General features: G+C 69.6%; 5 protein-coding genes. All 5 read left to right on the top strand.

What is annotated here, in order from left to right:
* The first annotated feature begins 365 nt into the window (after positions 1 to 365).
* Positions 366 to 1,682, top strand: a complete 1,317-nt coding sequence (locus AB0I21_RS56940) for an enolase C-terminal domain-like protein (protein ID WP_360574344.1) — start codon at positions 366 to 368, stop codon at positions 1,680 to 1,682.
* A 20-nt stretch (positions 1,683 to 1,702) separates the two neighbouring features.
* Positions 1,703 to 2,743: a sugar ABC transporter substrate-binding protein gene (locus AB0I21_RS56935; RefSeq protein ID WP_360574342.1), complete on the top strand. Its 1,041-nt coding sequence runs from the start codon at positions 1,703 to 1,705 to the stop codon at positions 2,741 to 2,743.
* A complete protein-coding gene (locus tag AB0I21_RS56930) occupies positions 2,743 to 4,260 on the top strand; it encodes a sugar ABC transporter ATP-binding protein (RefSeq protein ID WP_360574341.1) in 1,518 nt (505 codons plus the stop codon). The genes AB0I21_RS56935 and AB0I21_RS56930 overlap by 1 nt, the downstream gene beginning before the upstream one ends.
* Positions 4,257 to 5,249 (top strand): ABC transporter permease, encoded by a 993-nt coding sequence (locus AB0I21_RS56925; protein ID WP_360574339.1) that lies wholly within the window; start codon positions 4,257 to 4,259, stop codon positions 5,247 to 5,249. Before AB0I21_RS56930 ends, AB0I21_RS56925 begins: the two co-directional genes overlap by 4 nt.
* A gap of 192 nt (positions 5,250 to 5,441) precedes the next feature.
* Positions 5,442 to 6,007 (top strand): glycoside hydrolase family 11 protein (locus AB0I21_RS56920; protein ID WP_360574337.1); only part of this gene is annotated, 566 nt, incomplete at its 3' end.

Here is a 6,007-nt window from a genome sequence, read left to right as displayed (position 1 = left end):
GCGGGCCGCTCGGCCGGGCCGGTCATCGACGCCTTCGCGCCGCCGACGTCCTCCGCCGTCAGTTCGCTGAGGGTCACCCCTTTCTTCGGTTTCGGCCGGGGTGCCTACCCTGCTCAGCGTCGGCGTCGCCTTGCAGGGTGTCGTCCGCAGGTCTGCGAGCGGTGGGTCCGCTCATCGAACCATGGACAACCCTCGACACTGAGTGAACATCGGAGGTATCGGTTCGTCAAGAAGGGTGCCGAACTTCTGTCCGCACGAACAAAAGCGACAGGCTCCAAGATTTTGGCCCTTGCAGAGCGGTGGCGAAGCCTGCTAGACATCGGATGTCTTCGCACGGCTTGCGGTACCGGAGAGAGGGAGGGGCCATGACCAACCGATTCGTGTCGCTGGACACCTACGACGTACGGTTCCCGACCTCAAGAGCGCTCGACGGCTCCGACGCGATGAACCCCGACCCGGACTATTCGGCCGCCTACGTGGTCATTCGTACCGACGACGGGGCCGGCAAGGCGGAGCAGGGCGAGGGGCACGGGTTCGCGTTCACCATCGGGCGCGGCAACGAGGTCCAGACCGGCGCGATCCAGGCCCTCGCCCCCTATCTCGTCGGACGTCTGGTGAAGGAGGTGCTCGACGACCTCGGCGGCCTGTACCGCGAGCTCGTCTACGACTCGCAGCTGCGCTGGCTCGGCCCGGAGAAGGGCGTCATGCACATGGCGATCTCCGCGGTCGTCAACGCGCTGTGGGACCTGAAGGCGAAGCGGGCCGGGCTGCCGCTGTGGCGGCTGCTGTCGTCGATGCCGGCCGAGGAGCTGGTCGACCTCGTCGACTTCCGGTACCTGTCGGACGCGCTCACCCCCCAGGAGGCGCTGAAGCTGCTCCGCCGCGGCGAGGACGGCCGGGAGGAGCGGATCCAGACCCTGCTCCAGGGCGGCTACCCCGCGTATGCCACGTCACCCGGCTGGCTCGGCTACGACGACGCCAAGCTCGCCACCCTCTGCCGCGAGGCCCTCGACGCGGGCTTCACGCAGATCAAGCTCAAGGTCGGCGCCGACCTCGAGGACGACCTGCGCCGGATGAGGATCGCCCGGGAGGTCTGCGGTCCCGACGTGCGGATCGCGGTCGACGCCAACCAGCGGTGGGACGTCGGGACCGCGGTCGACTGGGTCCGGGCGCTCGCGCCGTTCGACCCGTGGTGGGTCGAGGAGCCCACCTCGCCCGACGACGTTGTCGGGCACGCCGAGATCGCGCGCAGGATCGCCCCGATCCCCGTCGCGACCGGTGAGCACGTCCAGAACAGGGTCGTGTTCAAGCAGTTGCTGCAACTCAACGCGGTCTCGTTCGTCCAGCTCGACGCCGCCCGCGTCGCCGGGGTCAACGAGAACGTCGCGATCCTGCTCCTCGCGGCGAAGTTCGGCGTGCCGGTCTGCCCGCACGCCGGTGGGGTCGGGCTCTGCGAGCTCGTCCAGCACCTGTCGATGTTCGACTACGTCGCCGTGTCGCGGACCATGCACGACCGGGTCATCGAGTACGTCGACCACCTGCACGAACACTTCACCGACCCGGTGCGCATGGACCGGGGGCACTACCTGGCGCCCCTCCAGCCAGGGTTCAGCTCCACCATGCGGACCGAGAGCCGGGCCCGCTACGCCTTCCCGGACGGCCCCGTCTGGAACACCCCCTGAAGGAACCTGAGGAATCCGCCATGAAGCTGTTACGACCGGCCCTGCTGGCCACCGCCGTGGTCGTCTCGCTCACCGCCTGCGATTCGTCCACGACGCCCAGCGCCGACAAGACCGACGCCAAGGGCGGGCAGATCGCCGTCGACCTGCCCCGCGCCGACTCCGACTTCTGGAACTCCTACGCCAAGTACATCCCGCAGTACGCGAAGGACACCGGCATCAACCTGATGACGCCGACGAACTCGCAGAACGACATCGCCAAGCTCGTCGCGAACACGCAGGCGCTGACCAGCCAGGGCGCGAAGGCGATCGTGATGGCGCCGCAGGACACCGGCGCGATCGCCACGACCCTCACCCAGCTGGAGCAGAAGAAGATCCCGGTCGTCACCGTCGACACCCGCCCCGACAAGGGCAACGTCTTCATGGTCGTCCGCGCCGACAACCGCGCCTACGGACAGAAGGCCTGCGAGTTCCTCGGCACCAAGCTCGGCGGCAAGGGCAAGGTGATCGAGTTCCAGGGCTCGCTGTCCAGCGTCAACGGCCGCGACCGGTCCGAGGCGTTCGCCGAATGCATGTCCAGCAAGTTCCCGGGCATCACCGTCTTCGCCGAGCCCACCGACTGGGAAGGCGCCAAGGCGTCCGCGGCGCTGCAGACGCGCCTCGCCCAGCACCCCGACATCAACGGCATCTACATGCAGGCCGGCGGCGTGTTCCTCGCCCCCACGCTGCAGCTGCTGCGCACCAAGAACCTGCTCGTCCCGCCGAGCGACCCGAAGCACATCTTCATCGTGTCCAACGACGGCATCCCGCAGGAGTTCGACGCCATCCGCAAGGGCGAGATCGACGCGACCGTGTCACAGCCCGCCGACCTGTACGCCAAGTACGCCCTCTTCTACGCCAAGGCCGCGGTGGACGGCAAGACGTTCCAGCCCGGCAAGACCGACCACGACAGCACCATCGTCCAGGTCCGCGAAGGCCTCCTCGAAGACCAGCTGCCCGCACCGCTCGTCACCAAAGACAACGTCGACGACTCGGCGTTGTGGGGCAACCAGATCGGCAAGTGATGAACAACGCGAACGGCGCCGCGGGCGTCCATGCAGGCGCCCCGGCGGTGGAGGCCGTCCACACGAGCAAGCGCTTCGGCGCCACCACCGCGCTGCACGACGTCTCGATGTCGATCGCGCCCGGCAGCACCCACGCGCTCGTGGGCCGCAACGGGGCCGGCAAGTCGACGCTCGTGTCGCTGCTCACCGGCCTGCAGAGCCCCGACGCGGGCGCGATCGCCTTCGACGGCAAGCCGGCCCCGCCGGTCGCGGACCGGTCCGCGTGGCGGCGCCGGGTCGCGTGCGTCTTCCAGCGCTCCACCATCATCCCCGACCTGTCGGTGGCCGAGAACCTGTTCCTCAACCGCCAGGGTGACGTCGTCCGCTGGGGCGCGCTGCGGCGCAAGGCGGCGGAGCTGCTGCAGGAGTACGCCGTCGACGTCGACCCGGCCGCCCGTGCCGGCGACCTCGGCGTCGAGCAGCGGCAGCTGGTCGAGATCGCCCGCGCGCTGTCGCAGGGCGCCCGGTTCATCATCCTCGACGAGCCGACCGCCCGGCTCGACGCGACGGCGATCGACCGGCTCTTCGGCCGGCTGCGGGCTTTGTCCGCGACCGGGGTGACCATGCTGTTCATCTCGCACCACCTGCAGGAGATCTACTCGGTCTGCGACACCGTGACCGTGCTGCGGGACGCGCGGCATGTACTGACGGCGCCGGTGGCCGACGTGGACCACGACGCACTGGTGGCCGCGATGACCGGTGAGGCGGTCGGTCTGACCGAGGTCGAGGCCCGCCCGCCCGTCGGCGACGACACCCGTGTCGCGTTGCGCCTGAAGGACCTGACGCTGCACGGCTCGTACAGTGGCATCGACGTCGACGTGCGCGCCGGTGAGATCGTCGGCGTCACCGGATCCGGCAGCAGCGGCAAGGTCGCGCTCGCCGAGACGGTGGGTGGGCTTCGCCGCCCGACGAACGGGACCGTCACCGTCGGCGAGCAGCCGGTGCCGCCGGGGAGCGTGCCGGCCGCGCTCGCCGCCGGGATCGGGCTCGTGCCCCAGGACCGGCACCGCGAGGGGCTCATCCCGCTGCTGTCCATCGCGGAGAACGCGACGCTGCCGATCGCCGGGTCGTTCGGCCGGTTCGGCTACGTCGCACCCGGCCGGCTGCGGGACACGGCGCGGTCGTTCATCGACCGCTACGACATCCACGCGGAAGGCCCGGCGGCGCCGGTGAGCAGCCTGTCGGGCGGCAACGCCCAGAAGGTCGTGCTGGCCCGCGCCCTGAGCACCGCACCGTCGGTGCTCGTCCTCATCAACCCGACCGCGGGCGTCGACGTGCGCTCCAAGGAGTCCCTGCTCGGCGCCGTCCGGGCCGCCGCCGACACCGGCACGGCGGTGCTCATGGTCTCCGACGAGCTCGACGACCTGCGCCACTGCGACCGGGTGCTCGTCATGTTCCACGGCCGCGTCGTCGCGGCCCTGCCCGCCGGGTGGAGCGACACCGACGTGGTCGCCGCCGTCGAAGGAGTCAACCGATGACCACAGTCCCGGCCCGGCTGTCCGGGATCCGCCTGGCCAGGATGCGGGACCTCACCCTCGTCCCGGCCATCCTGCTCCTGCTCGTCGTCGGCGCGATCGTCGACCCCGTCTTCCTCTCCAGCGCCAACATCGTCAACGTCCTGCAGCAGCAGACCGAGCTGTCGCTGCTGGTCCTCGCCGAGACGATCATCCTCATCGGCGGCCGGTTCGACCTGTCGCTGGAGTCGACCGTCGGGCTCGCCCCCGCGCTCGGCGTCGCGCTGGTCATCCCGGCCGCCAGCAACGGGCTGGGCACCGACTGGCCGTCGGCGCTCGCGGTGCCGATCATCTTGCTCGTCGGGCTCCTGGTCGGCGCGCTGAACGGGCTGCTGATCCTGCGGTTCGGCCTGTCGGCGTTCATCGTCACGCTCGGCATGCTCATCGTGCTGCGCGGCCTGCAGATCGGCATCACCGGCGGGCAGAACCTGTTCGAGCTGCCGCCGTCGGTGCTGTACCTGGGCAACGCGACGTGGCTCGGGCTGCCGCTGTCGATCTGGCTGTGCGGGCTGCTGTTCGCGATCGGCATCGCCGCGCTGGGCTGGTTCCGCCACGGCCGCGCCGTCTACGCGATCGGCGGCAACGTCGACGCGGCCCGCGCCGCCGGCATCCGCAGCGACCGGGTCATCTGGATCGTCTTCATGGTCGGCGGCACCCTCGCCGCGCTCGCCGGCCTGCTGATGACCGGCCGGCTCGGCTCCGTCGCCGCCGCCCAGGGTCAGGGCATGATCTTCACGGTCTTCGCCGCGGCGGTCATCGGCGGCGTCAGCATGGACGGCGGCAAGGGCACCCTGTTCGGCGCGCTGTGCGGCGTGCTCGTCCTCGGCCTCATCAACAACATCCTGACCCTCGCGGGCGTCTCCGCGCAGTGGATCCAGGCGGTGTACGGCCTGATCATCCTCGTCGCCCTGATCCTGGCCCGCGTGACGACGGGCAAGGCACAGGACTCCTAGCGACACCTCTGGACCGGCGTGGTGGGCGGTGTCTTGGCGGTCACCGCCCACCACGCCTTTTTGCGGAAACTTTCACGGTACCGCGGCCGTTTTCGCTGCTCAGAACCGCCGCACACTTTCGAAATACCCGATCCCACAGCCCGCTCCCGCATTCGGCGACAGTTTGCGCTGACTGCATCGAAGGGAGCAGGCATGAACCATTCCAGACGCCTCCTGCTGGTCGGCGGGGCGTGCGTCGCGCTCGTCGCCGCCGGCGTGGTGGCGCTGACCACCGGCACCGCCAGCGCCGAGGCCGACCGGACCGTCACCGCCAACACCACCGGCACGCACAACGGCTACTTCTTCTCCTACTGGAAGGACACCGGCAACGTCACCATGCAGCTGGGCGCCGGCGGCTCGTACAGCGTCCAGTGGAGCAACATGAACAACACGGTCGTCGGCAAGGGCTGGAAACCCGGCTCCAGCCACACCGTCAACTACTCCGGCACGTTCAACGTGAACGGCAACGGCTACCTGGCGCTGTACGGGTGGACGCTCAACCCGCTCATCGAGTACTACGTGGTGGAGAACTTCGGCAGCTACAACCCGAGCACCGGCGCGCAGCGGCTCGGCTCGGTGACGACCGACGGCAGCACGTACGACATCTACCGCACGCAGCGCGTGAACCAGCCCTCCATCATCGGCAACGCGACGTTCTACCAGTACTGGAGCGTCCGGCAGCAGAAGCGGACCGGCGGCACCATCACCACCGCCAACCA

The sequence above is a fragment of the Dactylosporangium sp. NPDC050588 genome, assembly GCF_040654975.1.
Classification (GTDB): domain Bacteria; phylum Actinomycetota; class Actinomycetes; order Mycobacteriales; family Micromonosporaceae; genus Dactylosporangium; species Dactylosporangium maewongense.
This window is presented reverse-complemented; position numbering and strand designations above follow the sequence as displayed.

Bases quoted from the DNA above. Each gene is read 5' to 3' on its own strand.
- AB0I21_RS56940 (WP_360574344.1), top strand. From the start codon at position 366: ATGACCAACCGATTCGTGTCGCTGGACACCTACGACGTACGGTTCCCG.
- AB0I21_RS56935 (WP_360574342.1), top strand. From the start codon at position 1,703: ATGAAGCTGTTACGACCGGCCCTGCTGGCCACCGCCGTGGTCGTCTCG.
- AB0I21_RS56930 (WP_360574341.1), top strand. From the start codon at position 2,743: ATGAACAACGCGAACGGCGCCGCGGGCGTCCATGCAGGCGCCCCGGCG.
- AB0I21_RS56925 (WP_360574339.1), top strand. From the start codon at position 4,257: ATGACCACAGTCCCGGCCCGGCTGTCCGGGATCCGCCTGGCCAGGATG.